This window comes from Micromonospora sp. AMSO1212t (assembly GCF_008868145.1).
Classification (GTDB): Bacteria; Actinomycetota; Actinomycetes; order Mycobacteriales; family Micromonosporaceae; genus Micromonospora; species Micromonospora tulbaghiae.
This window is the reverse complement of record NZ_WBKS01000020.1, coordinates 25,351-45,608: the sequence shown is the minus strand read 5'-3', so window position 1 is coordinate 45,608 and position 20,258 is coordinate 25,351. Positions and strand designations below refer to the sequence as shown.

Below are 20,258 nucleotides of genomic sequence, written 5' to 3'. Positions count from 1 at the left end.
GCACCACCACCATCGCGCAACCCCCGGAAGAGGAATCCGCATGAGACGAAAGAGAGCCTTGCTGACCACCGGCATCCTGGCCGGCGCGCTCGCCGCCGGGATGGCGGTGGCCCTGGCGCCGTCCGCGAGCGCCGGCACCACGCTGCGCGCGGCGGCGGCCGAGAAGGGCCGCTACTTCGGCGCCGCTGTCGCCACCGGCAAGCTGTCCGACAACACGTACGCCACGGTGCTGAACCGCGAGTTCAACTCCGTGGTGGCCGAGAACGAGATGAAGTGGGACGCCACCGAGCCGCAGCAGGGGCGGTTCAGCTACGGCGGTGGCGACCGGCTGGTGAGCCACGCCCGCGCGAACGGGATGTCGGTGCGCGGGCACGCGCTGCTCTGGCACCAGCAGCAGCCGTCGTGGGCGCAGGGTCTGTCCGGCAGCGCGCTGCGCAACGCCGCGATCAACCACGTCACCCAGGTCGCCACCCACTTCCGGGGGCAGATCTACGCCTGGGACGTGGTGAACGAGGCGTTCGCCGACGGCGGCAGCGGCGGGCGTCGCGACTCGAACCTGCAGCGCACCGGCAACGACTGGATCGAGGCCGCGTTCCGCGCGGCCCGCGCCGCGGACCCGGGCGCGAAGCTCTGCTACAACGACTACAACACCGACGGCATCAACGCGAAGTCGACGGGCATCTACAACATGGTCCGTGACTTCAAGTCGCGTGGCGTGCCGATCGACTGCGTCGGCTTCCAGTCGCACCTGGGCACCACGATCCCCGGTGACTACCAGGCCAACCTCCAGCGCTTCGCGGACCTGGGCGTGGAGGTGCAGATCACCGAGCTGGACGTGATGACCGGCGGGAACCAGGCGAACATCTACGCCGCCGTCACCCGTGCCTGCCTGGCGGTGTCGCGCTGCACCGGCATCACGGTGTGGGGCGTACGGGACTGCGACTCGTGGCGCGGCTCGGACAACGCGCTGCTGTTCGACTGCTCCGGCAACAAGAAGGCGGCGTACAACGCCGTGCTGGACGCGCTCAACGCGGGCGGGAACAACCCGCCGCCGACCACGACCCCGCCGCCGAACAACCCGACGCCACCGCCGGGTCAGGGCGGGTGTTCGGCCTCGGTGACGCTGAACTCCTGGAGCGGTGGCTTCGTCGCCAACGTGAAGGTGACAGCCGGCTCGTCGGGCACCCGGGGATGGACTGTCACCATGACGTTGCCGGGCGGCGCGAGCATCACCAACACCTGGAGCGCCACCGCGAGCGGGAACAGCGGCACGGTGCGGTTCGCGAACGTCGACTACAACGGCCAGCTCGGCGCCGGCCAGAGCACCGAGTTCGGGTTCCAGGGCAACGGCAGCGGATCGGGCATGACGCCCACCTGCTCCGCGACCTGAGCCGGGCCACCGCGGGGGCGACGCACGGTCGCCCCCCGCGGTGCTCCGCCACGTCGTCCCGTCCGACCTGGACTGCCGTCTCTGTTACGAGAAAGAGACATGCGCATTTCGCGCGATTGGTTGACGGGGCAACTTGTGAGCGTTAACACTCCCCGTGAGGGTTACCTGTGTCACAGGGACCGCCACGACAGGGAGGACGCTCGTGCGCAGACGACTTCTGGCCGCACTCAGCGGTGCCGCGCTCGCGATCAGCCTGGCCGCCTGCAGCGGCGAGGGCGCGGGAGGCGGCGGAGACACCAGCTCGGCCAAGCCCGGCGACCTGACGATCGGCGTCTCGATGCCGACGCAGACCTCGGAACGGTGGATCGCCGACGGCAACTCGGTGAAGGAGAAACTCCAGGCGAAGGGCTACAAGGTCGACCTGCAGTACGCCGGGGACGACATCCCGACGCAGTCGCAGCAGATCGACCAGATGATCACCCAGGGCGCGGACGTGCTGGTCATCGCCCCGATCGACGGCACCGCGCTCAGTGGCCAGCTCCAGGCCGCCGCGGCGGCGAAGATCCCGGTGATCTCCTACGACCGGCTCATCCGCAACAGCCCGAACGTCAGCTTCTACGTCAGCTTCGACAACTACAAGGTCGGCGTGGCGCAGGCCAACGCGCTCCTGGTCGGGCTCGGCCTGCTCACCAAGGACGGCGCCAAGGGCACCGCGACCGGTCCGTTCAACGTGGAGCTGTTCGCCGGCTCGCTCGACGACAACAACGCCGGGTTCTTCTTCAACGGCGCGATGGACACGCTCAAGCCGTACTTCGACGCCGGGACGCTGAAGGTCAAGTCCGGGCAGACCAAGATCGAGCAGGCCGCCATCCTGCGCTGGCAGCAGGAGACCGCGCAGAAGCGGATGGAGGACCTGCTCACCTCCAGCTACAACGACGGCAGCAAGGTCGACGGCGTGCTGTCGCCGTTCGACGGCCTGTCCCGGGGCATCATCACCGCGCTGCAGAACGCCGGATACCGCGGCGGCGCCAAGAAGATGCCGGTGGTGACCGGCCAGGACGCCGAGGTCGCCTCGGTCAAGCTCGTCAACGACGGCGTGCAGAGCTCGACGGTGTTCAAGGACACCCGGCTGCTGGCCGAGCAGGCGGTCATCGCCGCCGAGGCGTTCCTGCGCAAGGAGGAGCCGAAGGCCAACGAGACCAAGGCGTACAACAACGGCGTCAAGGTCGTGCCCGCGTTCCTGCTGCCGGTGCAGACCGTCTACAAGGAGGACATCAAGTCCGTCCTGATCGACTCCGGCTACCTGACCGAGCAGGAGGTCGCCGCGGGCCGGGCCGGCTGACCCGCGGCGACGGGCCCGGCGGCCGTCGCGCCACCGGGCCCGTCCGCTCCGGACACCACGACCACGAGCAGGACGGATACCCATGAGCGATCACATCCTCGAGATGCGTGGCATCACGAAGACCTTCCCGGGCGTGACCGCGCTGCAGGACGTCTCGCTCGCCGTACGGCGCGGCGAGATCCACGCGATCTGCGGTGAGAACGGCGCCGGCAAGTCCACCCTGATGAAGGTGCTGTCCGGCGTCTACCCGGCGGGCAGCTACGACGGCCAGATCGTCTTCGACGGCGAGCCGGTCGGGTTCCGGGGCATCCAGGACAGCGAGGCCCGCGGCATCGTCATCATCCACCAGGAACTCGCCCTGGTGCCCTACCTGTCGATCGCCGAGAACATCTTCCTCGGCAACGAGCGCCGCGGCCGCGGCGGACTCATCGACTGGCACCGGACCAACGCGGAGGCCGCGGCGCTGCTGCGGTCGGTCGGGCTGCACGAGAACCCGGTCACCCCGGTCATCCAGCTCGGTGTCGGCAAGCAGCAGCTCGTGGAGATCGCCAAGGCGTTGTCCAAGAAGGTCCGGCTGCTGATCCTCGACGAGCCGACCGCCGCCCTCAACGACGTCGACTCGGCGCACCTGCTGGACCTGATGCGCCGGCTGCGCGACCAGGGCATCACCTGCATCATGATCTCGCACAAGCTCGGCGAGATCACCGCTGTCTCCGACTCGACCACGGTGATCCGCGACGGCCGTACCGTCGAGACGCTGGACATGTCCGACGGCGCCGTCACCCAGGACCGGATCATCCGCGGCATGGTCGGGCGCGACCTGGCCGCCTTCTACCCGACCCGCAGCGTGACGCCCGGCGACGAGGTGCTGCGCATCGAGGACTGGTCGGTGCGCCACCCGACGCAGGACCGCCTGGTCGTCGACCGGGCCTCGCTGCACGTGCGTGCCGGGGAGGTCGTCGGCATCGCCGGCCTGATGGGCGCCGGGCGCACCGAGCTGGCGATGAGCGTGTTCGGCCGGGCGTACGGCCGGGACATCAGCGGCCGGCTCTTCCTCAGGGGCCGCGAGGTGCGGGCGCGGACGGTGGCCGAGGCGATCGCGAACGGCATCGCGTACGCCACCGAGGACCGCAAGCACTACGGCCTCAACCTCATCGACGACGTGCGGGGAAACGTCTCGGCCGCCGCGCTCGACAAGCTGGCCCGGCGCGGCTGGATCGACGGCAACCGTGAGATCCAGGTCGCCGAGCAGGGCCGGCGCGACATGAACATCAAGGCGCCGACGGTGATGTCGGTCGTGGGTAAGCTCTCCGGCGGCAACCAGCAGAAGGTCGTGCTGGCGAAGTGGTTGTTCACCGACCCGGACGTGCTGATCCTCGACGAGCCGACCCGGGGCATCGACGTGGGCGCGAAGTTCGAGATCTACACGATCGTCAACCGGCTGGTGGCCGACGGCAAGGCCGTCGTGCTCATCTCCTCCGAACTGCCCGAGCTGCTCGGCATGTGCGACCGGATCTACACCCTGGCGGCCGGCCGGGTCACCGGGGAGATGCCGGTGGCCGAGGCCACCCAGGAGAACCTGATGGAACTCATGACCAAGGACAGGGATCTCGTCCGATGACCAGCACGAAGCCTCCCCCCGCCTCGAAGATCGCCACTCCGGACACCGGCGCGGCGGCGACCCTGCACACCGGCACCAGCGACCCGCGCGCGCTGATCCTGGGCAACCTGCGGCAGAGCGGCATCTACATCGCGCTGGTGGTGATCGTGGCGCTGTTCGCGGTCCTCACCGACGGCGTCTCGCTGAGCCCCGGCAACCTGACGAACATCGTCCTGCAGTACTCCTACATCCTGGTGCTCGCGATCGGCATGGTCATCGTGATCATCGGCGGGCACATCGACCTGTCCGTGGGATCGGTGGTGGCGCTCACCGGAGCGGTATCGGCGGTGCTCGTCATCCGTGAGGGCATGCCCTGGTGGGCCGGCGTCCTGGCCGCGCTCGCGGTGGGCGTCGCGGTCGGCGCGTGGCACGGGCTCTGGGTCGCGTACGCCGGCATCCCGGCGTTCATCGTCACCCTGGCCGGCATGCTGCTGTTCCGTGGCCTGACGCTGCGCGTGCTGGACAACATCTCGCTGTCGCCGTTCCCGGAGGAGTACCAGCGGGTCGCCGCCGGCTTCCTCAACGGCCTGCTGGGCGGTCAGGGCTTCGACGCCTTCACGCTGTTCATCGGCGCGTTCGCCGTGGTCGGGTACGCGGTGAGCGTGTTCCGGACCCGGGTCGCCCGGGTGCGCCACGAGCAGCCGGTGGAGTCGTTCCCGCTGTTCGTCCTGCGCATCGTGGTGGTCGGCGCCGTGGTCATGTGGTTCGCCTGGCAGCTCGCCCACGCCCGGGGCCTGCCGATCGTACTGATCGTGCTCGCCGTGCTGGTGCTGATCTACGGCCTGCTCACCCGTCGTACGGTGTTCGGCCGTCAGGTGTACGCGATCGGCGGCAACCTGCCCGCGGCGATGCTGTCCGGCGTACGGGTGAAGCGGGTCAACTTCTGGATCTTCGTCAACATGGGCTTCCTGTCCGCCGTGGCGGGCGTGATCTACTCGTCCCGGTCCAACGGGGCCCAGCCGGCGGCGGGCAACATGTTCGAGCTGGACGCGATCGCGGCGGCGTTCATCGGCGGCGCGGCCGTCACCGGCGGCGTCGGCACCGTGGTCGGCGCCATGGTGGGCGGCCTGATCATGGCGGTGATGAGCAACGGGATGCAGCTCATGGGCGTCGACCAGTCCGTCCAGTCGGTGGTCAAGGGCCTGGTGCTCCTCGTCGCGGTGGCGTTCGACATCTGGAACAAGCGCCGGGCCGCCGGCGCCCGGTGACGGCCGGCCGGACGCTCGCCCCTTCGTCCGGCCGACCGCCGTTCACCGGCCGCAGCCGCTCACACCCGGCTCCACCGCTGGTTGGTGTTGCCGTGGCAGGTCCAGACGATCACGCGGGTGCCGTTGGTGGTGCCCGCGTTGTCGACGTCGAGGCACAGGGACGGGAAGCGCACGTTGCTCACCGTGCCGTTGCCGTTGATCGTCCACTGCTGGTTGGTGCCGCCGTTGCAGTCCCAGATCTGCACCCGCGTGCCGGCCGTCGCGTTCGTCGGCACGTCCAGGCACTTGCCCAGCACCTGCAACGCCTGCCCGCTGGCGGTGAACTGCTGGTTGGCGTTGTTGTGGCAGTCCCAGATCAGCGTTCCGGTGCCGTTCGCGGTGCCGGCGTTGTCGACGTCGAGGCACCGGCCGGACGACTCACTGCGCAGCCGGAACGTGGTCGGGACCGGCGGCGGGGTGGTGGTGCCGCCGCCGCTGACCCGGTAGACCACGGTGCCGTGCGCCGGGACGCTGGCGGAGATCGCGCCGCTGGTGCTGGAGGTGGCGTCGGTCCAGGCGTCGCGCAGCGTGAACGAGCTGCCGCTCTTGCCGACCGCCGCCGCCGTGGTGGAGACGGTGGTGGTCGAGCCGCCCTGGTTGAACAGGGCGACCGCCACGTCGCCGTTGGCGAGCGGCTTGGCCAGCACCCGCCGGGTGCCGTCGAAGGAGACCTGGACCGCCTGGCGGCCGAGCGTGTCCTGGTTGATCGCGACCAGGTTCGCGTTGCGCAGGATCGCCAGCGTGGCCGCGTTCGCCGAACGTACGTCGTTGCCCATCATCAGCGGCGCCGCGAGCATCGACCAGAGCGCGAAGTGGCTGCGCATCTCGGTGTCGTTCATGCCCCCTCGGCCGACTTCGAGCATGTCCGGGTCGTTGAACCCGCCGGGGGCGGCGTACCCGGCCAGGGGCACCGTGACGTCGACGATGTTCTGGATGCCCATCGGGTAGCCGTTGGTCTGGCCGGTGTTCCACGCGTTGGTGATGTCCTCGGTGGTCCGCCAGAGGTTCGCCACGTCGCTCCAGTTGCGCTGCGGCCCGGTCTTGGCGTGGTAGCTGTTGGGGTTGATGCTGTAGACGATCGGCCGGCCGGTGGAGGCCAGCGCGTCACGCATGATGCCGAACCGCGCCACCTGGTCGTTGATCGTCCCGGTGCCGGAGCACCAGTCGTACTTGAGGTAGTCCACGCCCCACGCGGCGAACTGCCGCGCGTCCTGGTACTCGTGGTTGAGGCTGCCGGTGGCACCGGGGAACGCGCCGCCGACCTGGGCGCAGGTCTTGTCCAGCGGCACCTGGTAGATGCCGAACAGCAGGCCGCGGGCGTGCAGGTAGTCACCGAGCGACTTCATCCCGCTGGGGAACCGCTGCGGGTGCGCCTGGAGGTTGCCCTGCGCGTCCCGGTTCGGGTCGAACCAGCAGTCGTCCACGACGACGTACTTGTACCCGAGGTCGCGCAGGCCGTTGCTGACGATCGCGTCGGCGGTCTGTCGGATGAGGGTCTCGTTGATGTTGCAGCCGAAGGTGTTCCAGGTGTTCCACCCCATCGGCGGGGTACGGGCGACGCCGTTGTCCAGCGCCCGGGCGGGACGCGGGGCCACGGCCTGGTCGGTGACTGTGGCGGCGAGCGCCACCGCCGCGACGCCCAGGACGGCGAGCGTCCGTCGGGTCCATTTGCGCACTGGGTCCTCCTCGGTGGCCGGGCGCCGTCCGTGCCGGCGCCCGGAAGGGAGCGGCCCGCCGGTCGCACGGCGTCGCCCGTGGTCCAGGGGACGGACGCGGCACGGCAGTTCCAGCGGCCGGTCGGTGCCGGCGGGCGCTCGTGGGTGGTGGGGTTCCGGCGGTCGACGGGGTCGCCGTCCGTCGCCGCCCGACTGCGGCGCCGGGGTTTCCCGGACAGCGGCGCCACAGTGCGTGGGGATGGCGAAATGTTATCGCTGACATCAAACACTGTAAATAGGCTGGCGGCCCTCGGGCGACCCGGGACGGCTGGCTGCCGGGGGCGTCGCCGCGAGGAAAAGAGCCGCTGAGCGGCCCTCTGAGCGGTCAGGCGGCGGCGTCCGGGCGTTCGGACCCGGGGTGGCGGGAGCGCCGAGAGAATTTCCGGAAGTTCCATCGATTGTTGTCGTTAACAGGCCACCGGCCCGAAGTCGGGCCGCGCCGTCGGCGTGGATCTCCCGGCCGGCGGCCGGGCCGGTCCGCGCGGGGCGGCGGACGCCGGTCCCGGGCGCCGCCGCTCGTTACGCAGCTGTTGCTTGGACGTGTCTTGACGGATGTATATGTGAGCGCTAACACTAACTCCGTGACACGGCGGAGGGACAAATGAGCGAAGTGGACGCGTCCGACCGGTACGTGATCGGGGTCGATTTCGGCACGCTGTCCGGACGGGCGCTGGTGGTCCGCGTCCGTGACGGCGCCGAACTCGGCACGGCGGTGCACGAGTACCGGCGCGGGGTCATCGAGACCGCGCTTCCCGACGGCGGTCCGCCGCTGCCCCCGGACTGGGCCCTCCAGGACCCGGACGACTACCGCGACGTGCTGCGCCACGCGGTCCCGGCCGCGCTCGCCGACGCCGGCGTGGACCCGTCCCGGGTGGTCGGCATCGGCACCGACTTCACCGCCTGCACCGTGCTCCCGACGCTCGCCGACGGCACGCCGCTGTGCGAGACGCCCGAGCTGCGCGACCGGCCGCACGCCTGGGTGAAGCTCTGGAAGCACCACGCCGCGCAGCCGCACGCCGACCGGATCAACGCGCTGGCGGCCGAACGCGGCGAGCCGTGGCTCGGCCGCTACGGCGGCAAGATCTCCGCGGAGTGGCAGTTCGCCAAGGGCCTGCAGATCCTGGAGGAGGACCCGGAGGTCTACCGGCGGGCCGAGCGCTTCGTCGAGGCCGCCGACTGGATCGTGTGGCAGCTCTGCGGCGCCGAGACGCGCAACGTCTGCACCGCGGGCTACAAGGGCATCCGGCAGGACGGCCGGTACCCGTCGTCCGACTACCTGGCCGCGCTCGACCCCGGTTTCGCCGACTTCGTGACCAAGCTGGACGGTCCGCTGCTGCCGCTCGGCGCGCGCGCCGGCACGCTCAGCGCCCGCGCCGCCGCCTGGACCGGCCTGCCCGAGGGCATCGCGGTCGCGGCCGGCAACGTCGACGCGCACGTCACCGCCGCCGCGGCCCAGGCGCTGCGGCCCGGCCGGCTGGTCGCCATCATGGGCACCTCCACCTGCCACGTCCTCAACGGCACGCACCCCGCCGAGGTGCCGGGCATGTGCGGCGTGGTCGACGGCGGCATCAGCCCCGGCGCCTGGGGCTTCGAGGCCGGGCAGAGCGGCGTGGGGGACATCTTCGGCTGGTTCGTACGCCACGCCGCCCCGGCCGGTTTCGACTCGCACGAGCAGCTCACCGAGGCCGCCGCCGCCCAGCCGGTCGGAGCGCACGGCCTGGTGGCGCTGGACTGGTGGAACGGCAACCGGTCCCTGCTGGTCAACCACGACCTCAGCGGGATGGTCGTCGGGCTGACGCTGGCCACCCGGCCGCCGGACGTCTACCGGGCGCTGCTGGAGGCCACCGCGTACGGCACCCGGATGATCGTCGAGGCGTTCGCGCAGGCCGGCGTGCCGGTCGACGATCTGGTGGTGGCCGGCGGGCTCACCTCCAACCGGCTGCTCATGCAGATCTACGCCGACGTCACGAACCGGCCGCTGAGCATCATCGGCTCCGCCCAGGGCCCGGCGCTCGGCTCGGCCATCCACGCGGCGGTGGCCGCCGGGGCGTACCCGACGATCCACGAGGCGTCCGACGCCATGGGGCGCATCGACGAGGCGGTCTACCGGCCCGTACCGGAGAACGTGCGGGCCTACGACGCCCTGTACGCCGAGTACCGCGCGTTGCACGACCACTTCGGTCGCGGCGCGAACGACGTCATGCTCCGCCTGCGGGCGATCCGGAACGCGGCCGTCGACGCCGCCGCGGACCGTACCGCCGCGACCCTGGAGGTGGTCGGATGAACACCGAGGTGACCCGCCAGGTCGCCGCGCTGCGCGACACGGTGGCCCGGCTGCACCGCGAGCTGACCCGCTACGACCTGGTGGCCTGGACCTCCGGGAACGTCTCGGCCCGCGTACCCGGTCAGGAGCTGATGGTCATCAAGCCCAGCGGGGTCGACTACGACGACCTGACCGCCGAGACCATGGTGGTCTGCGACCTCAACGGCACGGTCGTCGACGGCACGTCCCCGTCCAGCGACACCGCCGCGCACGCCTACGTCTACCGCGCGATGCCCGAGGTCGGCGGCGTCGTGCACACCCACAGCGGATACGCCACCGCCTGGGCCGCCCGGGGCGAGGCGATCCCGTGCTGGCTGACCGCGCAGGCCGACGAGTTCGGCGGGGAGATCCCCATCGGCCCGTTCGCGTTGATCGGCGGCGACGACATCGGCAAGGGCATCGTCAGCACGCTGTCCGGGCACCGCTCACCGGCGGTGCTCATGCGCAACCACGGCGTCTTCACCATCGGCAAGGACGCCCGGGCGGCGGTCAAGGCCGCGGTGATGTGCGAGGACGTCGCCCGTACCGCACACCTGGCCCGCGCGCTCGGGCAGCCGGTGCCGATCGCGCCGGCCGACATCGACTCGCTCTACGACCGCTACCAGAACGTGTACGGCCAACGCCCGCCGGCGCACTGACCCCGGACAGCGCCGCGCACCCCTCACCACCACCACACCCGGGCCGCTCCGGCTTCCGCCGGCTCGCGCGCCCGGAACATCCAACCCCGGAGGAGAATCGATGAGAAGCAGGAGCACGGCACGCACGGTCATCGCGGCGTTCGCCGGCGTGCTGCTCGCCGCCAGCGTGGCCGCGTGCGGCAACAGCGACACCGGCGGCGGTTCCGGCGACGGCAACGACAAGATCGTCCTGGGCTTCTCCCAGGTGGGCGCCGAGAGCGGCTGGCGCACCGCCAACACCACCTCGATCAAGGAGGCGGCGGCAGCGGCCGGCATCGAGCTGAAGTTCGACGACGCGCAGCAGAAGCAGGAGAACCAGATCAAGGCGATCCGCAACTTCATCCAGCAGAAGGTCGACGTGATCGCCTTCTCGCCGGTGGTGGAGTCCGGCTGGGACACGGTGCTCAAGGAGGCCAAGGACGCGAAGATCCCGGTGATCCTGACCGACCGCGCCGTCGACTCGGCCGACAAGTCGCTCTACAAGACGTTCCTCGGCTCGGACTTCGTCAAGGAGGGCCGGCTCGCCGGCGAGTGGCTGGTCGAGCAGAAGAAGGCGGCGTCCGGCCCGGTGAACATCGTGGAGCTTCAGGGCACCACCGGCTCCGCCCCGGCGAACGACCGGAAGAAGGGCTTCGCCGAGGCGATCGCCGCCAACCCCAACCTGAAGATCGTCGCCTCGCAGTCCGGTGACTTCACCCGCGCCGGCGGCAAGCAGGTGATGGAGCAGTTCCTCAAGGCCAACCCGAAGATCGACGTGCTCTTCGCGCACAACGACGACATGGGCCTGGGCGCGCTCGAGGCGATCACCGCTGCCGGCAAGACGCCCGGCAAGGACATCACCATCATCACCGTCGACGCGGTGAAGGACGGCATGCAGGCCCTCGCGGACGGCAAGTTCAACTTCATCGCCGAGTGCAGCCCGCTGCTCGGCCCGCAGCTGATGGACCTGGCCAAGAAGGTCAAGGCCGGCGAGGAAGTGCCCGCCCGGATCGAGACCGAGGAGACCACGTTCACCCAGGAGCAGGCCAAGGAGGCACTGCCCAACCGCAAGTACTGAGCCACCCGGGGGTCGCCGTCGCACCGGACGGCGGCCCCCGTACCACCACCGTCGAAGAAGAGGTCCGATGGGATGACGGGTAACCGTCCGGTCCTGACCATGACCGGTATCAGCAAGACCTTCCCCGGGGTCCGCGCGCTGCACGACGTCGACTTCCGGCTGTTCCCGGGCGAGGTCCACGCCCTGATGGGTGAGAACGGCGCCGGCAAGTCCACCCTGATCAAGGTGTTGACAGGCGTCTACGGGACCGACGCGGGCGTCGTCACGCTCGACGGCGAACAGGTCTCGTTCACCGGTCCGATGCAGGCCGCCGCAGCCGGTGTCAGCACCGTCTACCAGGAGGTCAACCTCTGCACCAACCTGTCGGTGGCGGAGAACGTCTTCATCGGCCGGGAACCCCGCCGGCTCGGCGCGGTGCGCTGGGGCGAGATGCGCCGCCGGGCCCGCGACCTGCTGGCCCGGCTCGACCTCGACCTCGACGTCAGCGCTCCGCTCGGCTCGTACTCGCTCGCGGTCCAGCAGATGGTCGCCATCGCCCGGGCGATCGACGTGCAGGCCCAGGTTCTGATCCTGGACGAGCCGACGTCCAGCCTGGACGCCGGTGAGGTCGCGCAGCTGTTCCGGATCATGCGGCAACTGCGTGACGAGGGGATCGCGATCCTGTTCGTCACCCACTTCCTCGACCAGGTCTACGGCATCGCCGACCGGATCACGGTGCTGCGCAACGGCCGGCTCGTGGGGGAGTACCGCACCGAGGAGCTGCCGCAGTTCAGCCTGGTCGAGAAGATGATCGGGCAGGAGCTGGACGTGCTGGAGCGGCTCGACGAGCAGCAGAAGCGCGCCACGGTCGAGGCCGGCGGCGAGGCACCGCTCGTGGACGCCGCCGAGCTGGGCCGGCGCGGCGCGGTCGCCCCGTTCAGCCTGCGCATCCACGCCGGTGAGGTGGTCGGCCTGGCCGGCCTGCTCGGCTCCGGCCGGACCGAGGTGGCGCGGCTGATCTTCGGCGCGGACCGGGCCGACCACGGCCAGGTCCGGCTCGACGGCGGCCGGGCGCCGGTGCGCAACCCGATGCAGGCCATCGCCCAGGGCGTCGGGTTCTGCTCGGAGAACCGCCGGGCCGAGGGCATCGTCCCGGAGCTGTCGGTCCGGGAGAACATGATCCTGGCGATGCAGGCCGCGCGCGGCTGGCTGCGTCCGATCCCGCGCCGCCGCCAGGACGAGCTGGTCCGCAGGTACGTGGAGGCGCTGAGCATCCGTCCGGCCAACCCGGAGCTGCCGGTGCGCAACCTCTCCGGCGGCAACCAGCAGAAGGTGCTGCTGGCCCGCTGGCTGATCACCGAGCCGCGCCTGCTGATCCTGGACGAGCCGACCCGCGGCATCGACGTCGGCGCCAAGGCCGAGATCCAGAAGCTGGTGGTGCAGCTCTCCGACGGCGGCATGGCGGTGCTGTTCATCTCCGCCGAGCTGGAGGAGGTGCTGCGCCTGAGCCACCGGGTCGCGGTGATGCGCGACCGCGAGATGGTCGCCCAGCTCGACAACGACGACACGCTCGACGCCGACCGCGTCATGCGCACCATCGCCAGTGGAACGCCCCGGGAGGAGGTGACCCGATGACCGCCGTCGCCGACCGCCTCCGCCCGCTGACCGCCCACCGCCTGTTCTGGCCGGCGCTGGTGCTCGTGGTGATGATCGCCGCGAACACCGTCTACCGTCCCGGCTTCCTGGCCGTCGAGGTCAAGAACGGCCACCTGTACGGCACGCCCATCGACATCCTCCGGCTGAGCGCGCCGCTGATCCTGGTCGCGCTCGGGATGACGCTCGTCATCGCCACCGGCGGCATCGACCTGTCGGTCGGCTCGCTCTGCGCGATCAGCGGCGCGATCGCCTGCCTGCACATCAGCGGGGCGGCCGACCAGAACAGCCCGGCCACGGTGGCCACCGCGCTCGCCCTGGCCTTCGGCGCCGCGCTGGTGCTCGGAGCGTGGAACGGGGTGCTGGTCGCGGTCATCGGCATCCAGCCGATCATCGCCACGCTGATCCTCATGGTGGCCGGGCGGGGCATCGCCCAGCTGGTCACCGAGGGCCAGATCATCACGATCAACTCCGGGCCGTACCGGGCGATCGGGCTCGGGCACTTCCTGACGCTGCCGCTGGCCATCCTGATCGCGCTCGCCGCCGCGCTGCTCGTGGCCGCGTTCACCCGGCGCACCGCGCTCGGGCTGATCGTCGAGTCGGTCGGCGGCAACGCCGAGGCCAGCCGCCTCGCCGGCATCCGGTCGCGGCGCATCGTCTTCCTCGTCTACGTGATCAGCGCCGTCTGCGCCGCGCTCGCCGGTTTCATGGTCACCGCCAACGTCTCCAGCGCCGACGGCAACGCCGCCGGCCTGTGGATCGAGCTGGACGCGATCCTGGCCGTCGTCATCGGCGGCACCTCGCTGGCCGGCGGCCGGTTCTCCCTCGGCGGCACCGTCCTCGGCGCGCTGATCATCCAGACGCTGACCACCACCGTGTACGCCATGAACATCTCGCCGCAGACGTCGCTGCTGTTCAAGGCGGTCGTCGTCATCGCCGTCTGCCTCGTGCAGGCCCCGGCGTTCCGCGCCCGGCTGCGCCGGCGACGGCGCGGGGCCGAACCCGGCCCGGCGGCCCCGCGGCGGGAGAAGGAGCAGGTGCCGGCATGAGCAGCACGTCGTTGACCACCGGCCGGTCCTGGCGGCCCAGCCTGCCCCGGCGGCACGTCCCGGTGCTGGCCACGCTTGCCCTGCTGCTGGTCATGTACGGCATCGGCGTGTCCCAGTACCGCGCCTTCTCCAACGTCCAGGTCGTCTTCAACGTCTTCATCGACAACGGCTTCCTGCTCGTCGTCGCGGTGGGCATGACGTTCGTGATCCTCACCGGCGGCATCGACCTGTCCGTCGGCTCGGTGGTGGCGATGACCGCGATGGTGTCGGCGTCGTTGCTGCGCGACGGCCTGCCCGCGGCCCTGGTGCTGGTGATCGCGCTGCTGATCGGCCCGACGCTGGGTTTCCTGATGGGCTGCGCGATCCACTTCTTCGAGATCCAGCCGTTCATCGTGACACTCGCCGGGATGTTCTTCGCCCGGGGCATGTGCACGTTCATCAGCGACTCCTCGATCTCCATCACCGACGGTTTCTGGACCTCGATGTCGCAGCAGCGCATCGGCGATCCGGCCGGCAACTTCGTTTCGATCAGCGTGCTGATCGCGTTCGCGGTGGTGCTGATAGCGGCGTACGTGCTGGCGTACACCCGGTTCGGTCGCAACGTGTACGCGGTCGGCGGCAACGCGCAGTCGGCGCTGCTGATGGGCCTGCCGGTGGCGCGGACCCGGATCGCCGTCTACACGATCAGCGGGCTCTGCTCGGCGATCGGCGGGATCCTGCTGTCGTTCTACACGCTCTCCGGCGCGCCGCTGATCGCCGTCGGGATGGAACTGGACGTGATCGCCGCCGTGGTGATCGGCGGCACCGTGCTCACCGGCGGCTCCGGGTACGTCTTCGGCACCGTGCTCGGCGTGCTGGTGTTGGGCGTGATCCAGACCCTGATCACGTTCGACGGCAGCCTCAACTCCTGGTGGACCAAGATCGTGATCGGCGGCCTGCTGTTCGCGTTCATCCTCCTCCAGCGCCTCATCGGCATCCGGTTCAAGTGACGGTTCCTAGCGCGGAAGGCAACAACATGGCAACTCACCCCCAGCCCGAGGTCTGGTTCCTCACCGGCAGCCAGGGCCTCTACGGCGAGGACACCCTGCGGCAGGTCGCCGAGCAGTCCCGGCAGATCGCCGCGCGCCTGGACGAGTCGCCGGACATCCCCGTACGCGTGGTCTGGAAGCCGGTCCTCACCTCGAGCGCGGACATCCTCGCGGCCTGCCGGGACGCGGCGGCGCAGGGCGCGGTCGGGGTGATCGCCTGGATGCATACGTTCTCCCCGGCCAAGATGTGGATCTCCGGGCTGGACGCGCTGCGCACGCCGCTGCTGCACCTGCACACGCAGGCCAACGTGGCGCTGCCGTGGGACGAGATCGACATGGACTTCATGAACCTCAACCAGGCCGCGCACGGCGACCGGGAGTTCGGGTTCATCCAGACCCGTCTCGGGGTGGCCCGCAAGACCGTCGCCGGCCACGTCACCGACCCCCGGGTCGTCGGGCGGGTCGCGGCCTGGGCCCGCGCCGCGATCGGCTGGTCGGCGGTGCGGACGCTGCGGCTGGCCCGCTTCGGCGACAACATGCGCGACGTCGCGGTCACCGAGGGGGACAAGGTCGAGGCGGAGCTGCGCTTCGGCGTCTCGGTCAACACCTACGGCGTCAACGACCTGGTCGCCGCCGTCGACCAGGTGCCCGACGCCCAGGTCGACGACCTGGTCAAGGAGTACGACGACACCTACCGGGTCGCGTCCGAGCTGCGGCCCGGCGGGGACCGGCACGACTCGCTGCGGTACGCGGCGCGTCAGGAGCTGGGCCTGCGCGCGTTCCTCGACGCCGGTGGTTTCCGGGCGTTCACCACGAACTTCGAGGACCTCGGCGGGTTGCGCCAGCTCCCCGGGATCGCGGTGCAGCGCCTGATGGCCGACGGCTACGGCTTCGGCGGCGAGGGGGACTGGAAGACCTCGGTGCTGGTGCACACGCTCAAGGCGATGGCCGTCGGTGTGCCGGGCGGCACCTCGTTCATGGAGGACTACACCTACGACCTGACGTTCGGTCAGGAGCTGATCCTCGGCGCGCACATGCTGGAGGTGTGCCCGAGCATCGCCGCCGACGTGCCGAGCGCGGAGGTGCACCCGCTCAGCATCGGCGGGCGGGAGGATCCGGTACGCCTGGTCTTCGACGCGGCGCCCGGCCCGGCGGTCGTGCTGGGCATGGCGGACATGGGAGAGCGGTTCCGGCTGGTCGCCAACGCGGTGGACGTGGTGCCGCCGCCGCACCCGCTGCGCCGCCTGCCGGTGGCGCGCGCGGTCTGGCGTCCGCAGCCCGACCTGGCCGGCTCGGCGGAGGCGTGGATCACCGCCGGCGCGCCGCACCACACAGTGCTCTCCCAGGCCGTCGGCATGGAGGAGTTGCGCGACCTGGCCGCGATGGCGCGGACCGAGCTGGTGGTCATCGACGCCGAGACGCGCCCGCACCGCTTCGCCGACGAGCTGCGCTGGAACCAGGCGTACTACCGGCTCGCCCGGGGTTTCTGAGCCGCCGCGCGCCGTCCGTGCCGGCCCGCGCGGTGGGCGGCACGTTACGCCTTGACGAACGGCATGTTATCGCTCACAGTCGATGGATAGGGTCACCGGCACCGCTCGCGGGCCGTTCCGGGCGCGATCTGCGCCGCAGTTGCCAGGGATCCGACTCTCGCCTGGGTGGGCGTCGCTGTTAGCGATAACGCTGCCGTCGTCGGCGCGTGCCGCCGCGCCCGGGCTCCGGTCGACGAAGGAGGATCGTGGTGACGGCTCGACTGTCCCGTGGACGTGGAAGCCTGTCCCGGCTGCTGGCCGGGGTGGTGGCGCTGCTTGTCGGCGGCGTGGTGGTGGGTGCCGTGCCCGCGCCGGTATCGGCCGCCACGGTGGACACCAGCGCGTACTACGTGCTGGTGAACCGCAACAGCGGCAAGGCGCTGGACCTGTACAACCAGGCGACGAACGACGGCGCGCGGATCACCCAGTGGACGCGCAACGACGGCGCCTGGCAGCAGTGGCAGTTCGTGGACTCCGGCGGTGGCTACTACCGGCTGCGCTCCCGGCACTCGGGCAAGGTGCTCGACGTGACCGGCGCGTCCACCGCCAACGGCGCGGCGGTGGTGCAGTGGACCGACCACGGCGGCACCAACCAGCAGTTCCGGCTGGCCGACTCCGACAGCGGGTACGTCCGGCTGATCAACCGGAACTCGAACAAGGTGATGGAGGTGCAGAACGCCTCCACCGCCGACGGCGGCAACATCGTCCAGTACGACGACTGGAACGGCGCGAACCAGCAGTGGCAGCTCGTCCGCGTCGGCGACAACCCGGGCAACCCGGGCGGCAGCTTCACCAACCCGGCCGTCTGGCAGGACTTCGCCGACGTCGACATCATCCGGGTCGGCGACGTCTACTACATGTCCGCCTCCACCATGCACTACTCGCCCGGCGCGCCGGTGCTGCGCTCCTGGGACCTGGTGAACTGGGAGTTCGCCGGGCATTCCGTACCGCGGCTGGACTTCGGCTCGAAGTACGACCTGAGTGCCAGCGAGCACGCCTACGTGGACGGCATCTGGGCGTCGACGTTGAACTACCGGCCGAGCAACCGCACGTTCTACTGGGCCGGCTGCATCGACTTCGCGCAGACCCACATCTACACGGCGGGCGCCGTCGACGGCGCGTGGAGCCGGCTGGCCACCATCCCCAACTGCTACTACGACGCCGGCATGCTGATCGACGACAACGACACCATGTACGTCGCGTACGGCAACGGCACGATCAGCGTGGCCCAGCTCTCCGCCGACGGGCGCAGCCAGGTCCGGGCCCAGCAGGTCTACCAGACGCCGTCGAGCATCGGCACGCTGGAGGGCGCGCGTTTCTACAAGCGCAACGGCGCGTACTACATCTGGTTGACGCGTCCGGCCAACGGCCAGTACGTGCTGAAGTCCACGAACGGTCCGTTCGGCCCGTACGAGCAGCGGCAGGTGCTGCTCAACCTGCCCGGCCCGATCTCCGGCGGCGGCGTGCCGCACCAGGGCGGGCTGGTGCAGACGCAGACCGGCGCCTGGTACTACATGGCGTTCACCGACGCGTACCCGGGCGGGCGGATGCCGACGCTGGCGCCGATCACCTGGACCTCCGACGGCTGGCCGCAGGTGCAGACCGTCAACGGCGCCTGGGGTGCGAGCTACCCCAACCCGCTGCCGACCCGCCCGGTCAAGCCGCTCACCGGCACCGACACGTTCTCCGGCACCACGCTCGGCGTGCAGTACGAGTGGAACCACAACCCGGACAACAGCCGGTGGTCGGTGAACGACGGCCTGCGCCTGCAGACCGCGAGTGTCACGAACGACCTGTACCGGGCCCGCAACACGCTGACCCACCGCATCCAGGGCCCCACCTCGACCGGCACGATCGAGCTGGACTACTCGGGCATGCGCGACGGTGACCGGGCCGGCCTGGCGATGCTGCGGGACAGTTCGGCCTGGATCGGCGTACGGCGTGACAACGGCGCGACCCGGGTGGTGATGACGAACGGCCTGACCATGGGCTCGAACAACTGGAACACCACCAGCACCGGTACGGAGATCGCCGGTGCGGCGGTGTCCGGCGGGCGGATCTGGCTGCGGGCCAACGCCGACATCCGGCCCGGCTCGGGACGACAGGCGCGCTTCTCGTACAGCACCGACGGGGTGAACTTCGTACCGCTCGGGAACGCGCTGACGCTCAACAACGCGTGGCAGTTCTTCATGGGGTACCGGTTCGGCTTCTTCAACTACGCCACCCAATCGCTCGGTGGCGCGGTGACGGTGCGGCAGTTCTCGCTGACAACACCGTGACAACGGTCACCATTCGCGGCCGTTGACACATCTTCAATAGCCCGGGGTGGGGCACCGGCAATCGCCGGAAATGCCGCACCCCGGGCTCAATTCCACCGCTCCCGAGCAGCCTGTTCACGCCGCTGCGTAACGGAAGGGAATGAGCCGTCGGCCGATTCCGCGATATCGCCCCGCCACGGTGGGAACGGTCGATCCACGGTGCCGATACCGATGGGACCGCTGGCGTAGACTGTCGCCACCCGGGCCGGTCCGGTCGAGATCGACCGGGTGTGGCCGCGGGCAGTGGCGAAAGTGAGGTGGCCGTGCGCGGTCCTGCGATGACGGACGTGGCCCGCCTCGCCGGGGTGTCGCACCAGACGGTCTCCCGGGTGCTCAACGGGCATCCCAACGTGCGTGAGCAGACCCGGCTGCGGGTGCAGGCCGCCATCACCGAACTCGGCTACCGGCCCAACCGCGCGGCCCGCGCGCTGGTGACCGGCCGGTCCCAGGTCATCGGCGTGGTCGCGCAGAACACCACGCTCTACGGCCCGGCGTCACTGCTGGCCGCGCTGGAGCAGGCGGCCGCCGAGGCCGGTTTCGCGGTGAGCGTCGGCAGCGTCAGCGACCTCGACCACCGCTCCATCTCGGCCGCCGTGGAACGGCACCTGGCGCACCGGGTCGCCGGCATAGTGGTCATCGCGCCGGTCGAGTCCGCCGGCGAGGCGCTGGAACGGCTGCCCCAGGACGTACCGCTGGTGACAGTCGACGGCGACCCACGGCGGCCGATCCCACTGGTGACAGTCGACCAGGTCGCCGGCGCCCGGGCGGCCACCGAGCACCTGCTCGCCGCCGGGCACCGCACCGTCTGGCACGTGTCCGGCCCGTCGGACTGGTTCGACAGTGCCGGCCGCATCGAGGGTTGGCGCGAGGCGCTGCGGCAGGCGGGCGCCGAGATCCCCCCGCTGGTCCCGGCGGACTGGTCGGCGGCGGCGGGCTACCGGTGCGGGCAGATGCTGGCCCGGATGCCGGAGGTCACCGCCGTCTTCACCGCCAACGACCACCTGGCGCTGGGCGTGCTGCGGGCGCTGCACGAGCACGGCCGCCGGGTCCCCGACGACATCAGCGTGGTCGGGTTCGACGACGTGCCCGAGGCGGCGTACTTCATCCCGCCGCTCACCACGGTGCGGCCGGATTTCGGCGCGGTCGCAGCGGCCAGCCTCGACCTGCTCCTGGCCCAGATCGAGTCGCCGACCGTCGGGCCGCTGCGGCAGACGATCGCGCCGACGCTGGTGCCGCGCCGCAGCGTCGGCCCGCCGCCCGCCCGCTGAGCCCGCGGCCCGCTCACCGTCGC

Annotated in this window: 14 protein-coding genes; 13 read left to right on the top strand and 1 reads right to left on the bottom strand. The window is 70.7% G+C overall.

What is annotated here, in order from left to right:
- Positions 1 to 40 precede the first annotated feature (40 nt).
- The 4 genes from F8279_RS08465 (at position 41) to mmsB (ending at position 5,600) form a co-directional block, all read left to right on the top strand.
- The gene (locus F8279_RS08465; RefSeq protein ID WP_151499590.1) at positions 41 to 1,390 is read left to right on the top strand and encodes an endo-1,4-beta-xylanase; all 1,350 of its coding nucleotides are present in this window, start codon (positions 41 to 43) and stop codon (positions 1,388 to 1,390) included.
- A 202-nt stretch (positions 1,391 to 1,592) separates the two neighbouring features.
- Positions 1,593 to 2,732: a multiple monosaccharide ABC transporter substrate-binding protein gene (gene chvE / locus F8279_RS08460; RefSeq protein WP_151499589.1), complete on the top strand. Its 1,140-nt coding sequence runs from the start codon at positions 1,593 to 1,595 to the stop codon at positions 2,730 to 2,732.
- Positions 2,733 to 2,814: 82 nt separating this feature from the next.
- Positions 2,815 to 4,353, top strand: coding sequence for a multiple monosaccharide ABC transporter ATP-binding protein (gene mmsA / locus F8279_RS08455; protein ID WP_091417233.1), 1,539 nt, complete (start codon positions 2,815 to 2,817; stop codon positions 4,351 to 4,353).
- Complete coding sequence (mmsB, locus tag F8279_RS08450; protein WP_091417239.1) at positions 4,350 to 5,600, top strand: multiple monosaccharide ABC transporter permease; 1,251 nt, start codon at positions 4,350 to 4,352, stop codon at positions 5,598 to 5,600. Before mmsA ends, mmsB begins: the two co-directional genes overlap by 4 nt.
- 59 nt (positions 5,601 to 5,659) lie before the next feature.
- Here mmsB and F8279_RS08445 read toward each other — a convergent pair whose 3' ends face one another.
- Positions 5,660 to 7,315: a glycoside hydrolase family 27 protein gene (locus tag F8279_RS08445; RefSeq protein WP_151499588.1), complete on the bottom strand. Its 1,656-nt coding sequence runs from the start codon at positions 7,313 to 7,315 to the stop codon at positions 5,660 to 5,662.
- Positions 7,316 to 7,955: 640 nt separating this feature from the next.
- On the opposite strand from F8279_RS08445, the gene araB reads away from it, so the two are divergent.
- From araB to F8279_RS08400, 9 genes are all read left to right on the top strand, one after another.
- Positions 7,956 to 9,638 (top strand): ribulokinase, encoded by a 1,683-nt coding sequence (gene araB / locus F8279_RS08440; RefSeq protein ID WP_091417244.1) that lies wholly within the window; start codon positions 7,956 to 7,958, stop codon positions 9,636 to 9,638.
- A complete protein-coding gene (locus F8279_RS08435) occupies positions 9,635 to 10,315 on the top strand; it encodes an L-ribulose-5-phosphate 4-epimerase (RefSeq protein ID WP_175438668.1) in 681 nt (226 codons plus the stop codon). The genes araB and F8279_RS08435 overlap by 4 nt, the downstream gene beginning before the upstream one ends.
- Positions 10,316 to 10,415: 100 nt before the next feature.
- Positions 10,416 to 11,411, top strand: a complete 996-nt coding sequence (locus F8279_RS08430) for an ABC transporter substrate-binding protein (protein WP_091417248.1) — start codon at positions 10,416 to 10,418, stop codon at positions 11,409 to 11,411.
- A 72-nt stretch (positions 11,412 to 11,483) separates the two neighbouring features.
- Positions 11,484 to 13,025, top strand: coding sequence for a sugar ABC transporter ATP-binding protein (locus F8279_RS08425; RefSeq protein WP_151499587.1), 1,542 nt, complete (start codon positions 11,484 to 11,486; stop codon positions 13,023 to 13,025).
- Positions 13,022 to 14,092 (top strand): ABC transporter permease, encoded by a 1,071-nt coding sequence (locus F8279_RS08420; RefSeq protein ID WP_151499586.1) that lies wholly within the window; start codon positions 13,022 to 13,024, stop codon positions 14,090 to 14,092. Before F8279_RS08425 ends, F8279_RS08420 begins: the two co-directional genes overlap by 4 nt.
- Positions 14,089 to 15,081 carry a galactofuranose ABC transporter, permease protein YjfF gene (gene yjfF, locus F8279_RS08415; protein WP_091417258.1) on the top strand — a complete coding sequence of 331 codons (993 nt, stop codon included), beginning with the start codon at positions 14,089 to 14,091 and terminating at the stop codon, positions 15,079 to 15,081. Before F8279_RS08420 ends, yjfF begins: the two co-directional genes overlap by 4 nt.
- A 26-nt stretch (positions 15,082 to 15,107) precedes the next feature.
- Complete coding sequence (gene araA / locus F8279_RS08410; RefSeq protein WP_091417261.1) at positions 15,108 to 16,610, top strand: L-arabinose isomerase; 1,503 nt, start codon at positions 15,108 to 15,110, stop codon at positions 16,608 to 16,610.
- A 248-nt stretch (positions 16,611 to 16,858) separates the two neighbouring features.
- Positions 16,859 to 18,928: an RICIN domain-containing protein gene (locus F8279_RS08405; RefSeq protein ID WP_151499585.1), complete on the top strand. Its 2,070-nt coding sequence runs from the start codon at positions 16,859 to 16,861 to the stop codon at positions 18,926 to 18,928.
- A 317-nt stretch (positions 18,929 to 19,245) separates the two neighbouring features.
- Complete coding sequence (locus F8279_RS08400) at positions 19,246 to 20,235, top strand: LacI family DNA-binding transcriptional regulator (protein WP_175438669.1); 990 nt, start codon at positions 19,246 to 19,248, stop codon at positions 20,233 to 20,235.
- The last annotated feature ends 23 nt before the right edge of the window (positions 20,236 to 20,258 follow it).

Coding starts and splice junctions, on each gene's coding strand:
- F8279_RS08425 (WP_151499587.1), top strand. CDS start 11,484: ATGACGGGTAACCGTCCGGTCCTGACCATGACCGGTATCAGCAAGACC.
- F8279_RS08465 (WP_151499590.1), top strand. CDS start 41: ATGAGACGAAAGAGAGCCTTGCTGACCACCGGCATCCTGGCCGGCGCG.
- F8279_RS08435 (WP_175438668.1), top strand. CDS start 9,635: ATGAACACCGAGGTGACCCGCCAGGTCGCCGCGCTGCGCGACACGGTG.
- mmsA (WP_091417233.1), top strand. CDS start 2,815: ATGAGCGATCACATCCTCGAGATGCGTGGCATCACGAAGACCTTCCCG.
- F8279_RS08420 (WP_151499586.1), top strand. CDS start 13,022: ATGACCGCCGTCGCCGACCGCCTCCGCCCGCTGACCGCCCACCGCCTG.
- araA (WP_091417261.1), top strand. CDS start 15,108: ATGGCAACTCACCCCCAGCCCGAGGTCTGGTTCCTCACCGGCAGCCAG.
- araB (WP_091417244.1), top strand. CDS start 7,956: ATGAGCGAAGTGGACGCGTCCGACCGGTACGTGATCGGGGTCGATTTC.
- yjfF (WP_091417258.1), top strand. CDS start 14,089: ATGAGCAGCACGTCGTTGACCACCGGCCGGTCCTGGCGGCCCAGCCTG.
- F8279_RS08400 (WP_175438669.1), top strand. CDS start 19,246: ATGACGGACGTGGCCCGCCTCGCCGGGGTGTCGCACCAGACGGTCTCC.
- F8279_RS08430 (WP_091417248.1), top strand. CDS start 10,416: ATGAGAAGCAGGAGCACGGCACGCACGGTCATCGCGGCGTTCGCCGGC.
- mmsB (WP_091417239.1), top strand. CDS start 4,350: ATGACCAGCACGAAGCCTCCCCCCGCCTCGAAGATCGCCACTCCGGAC.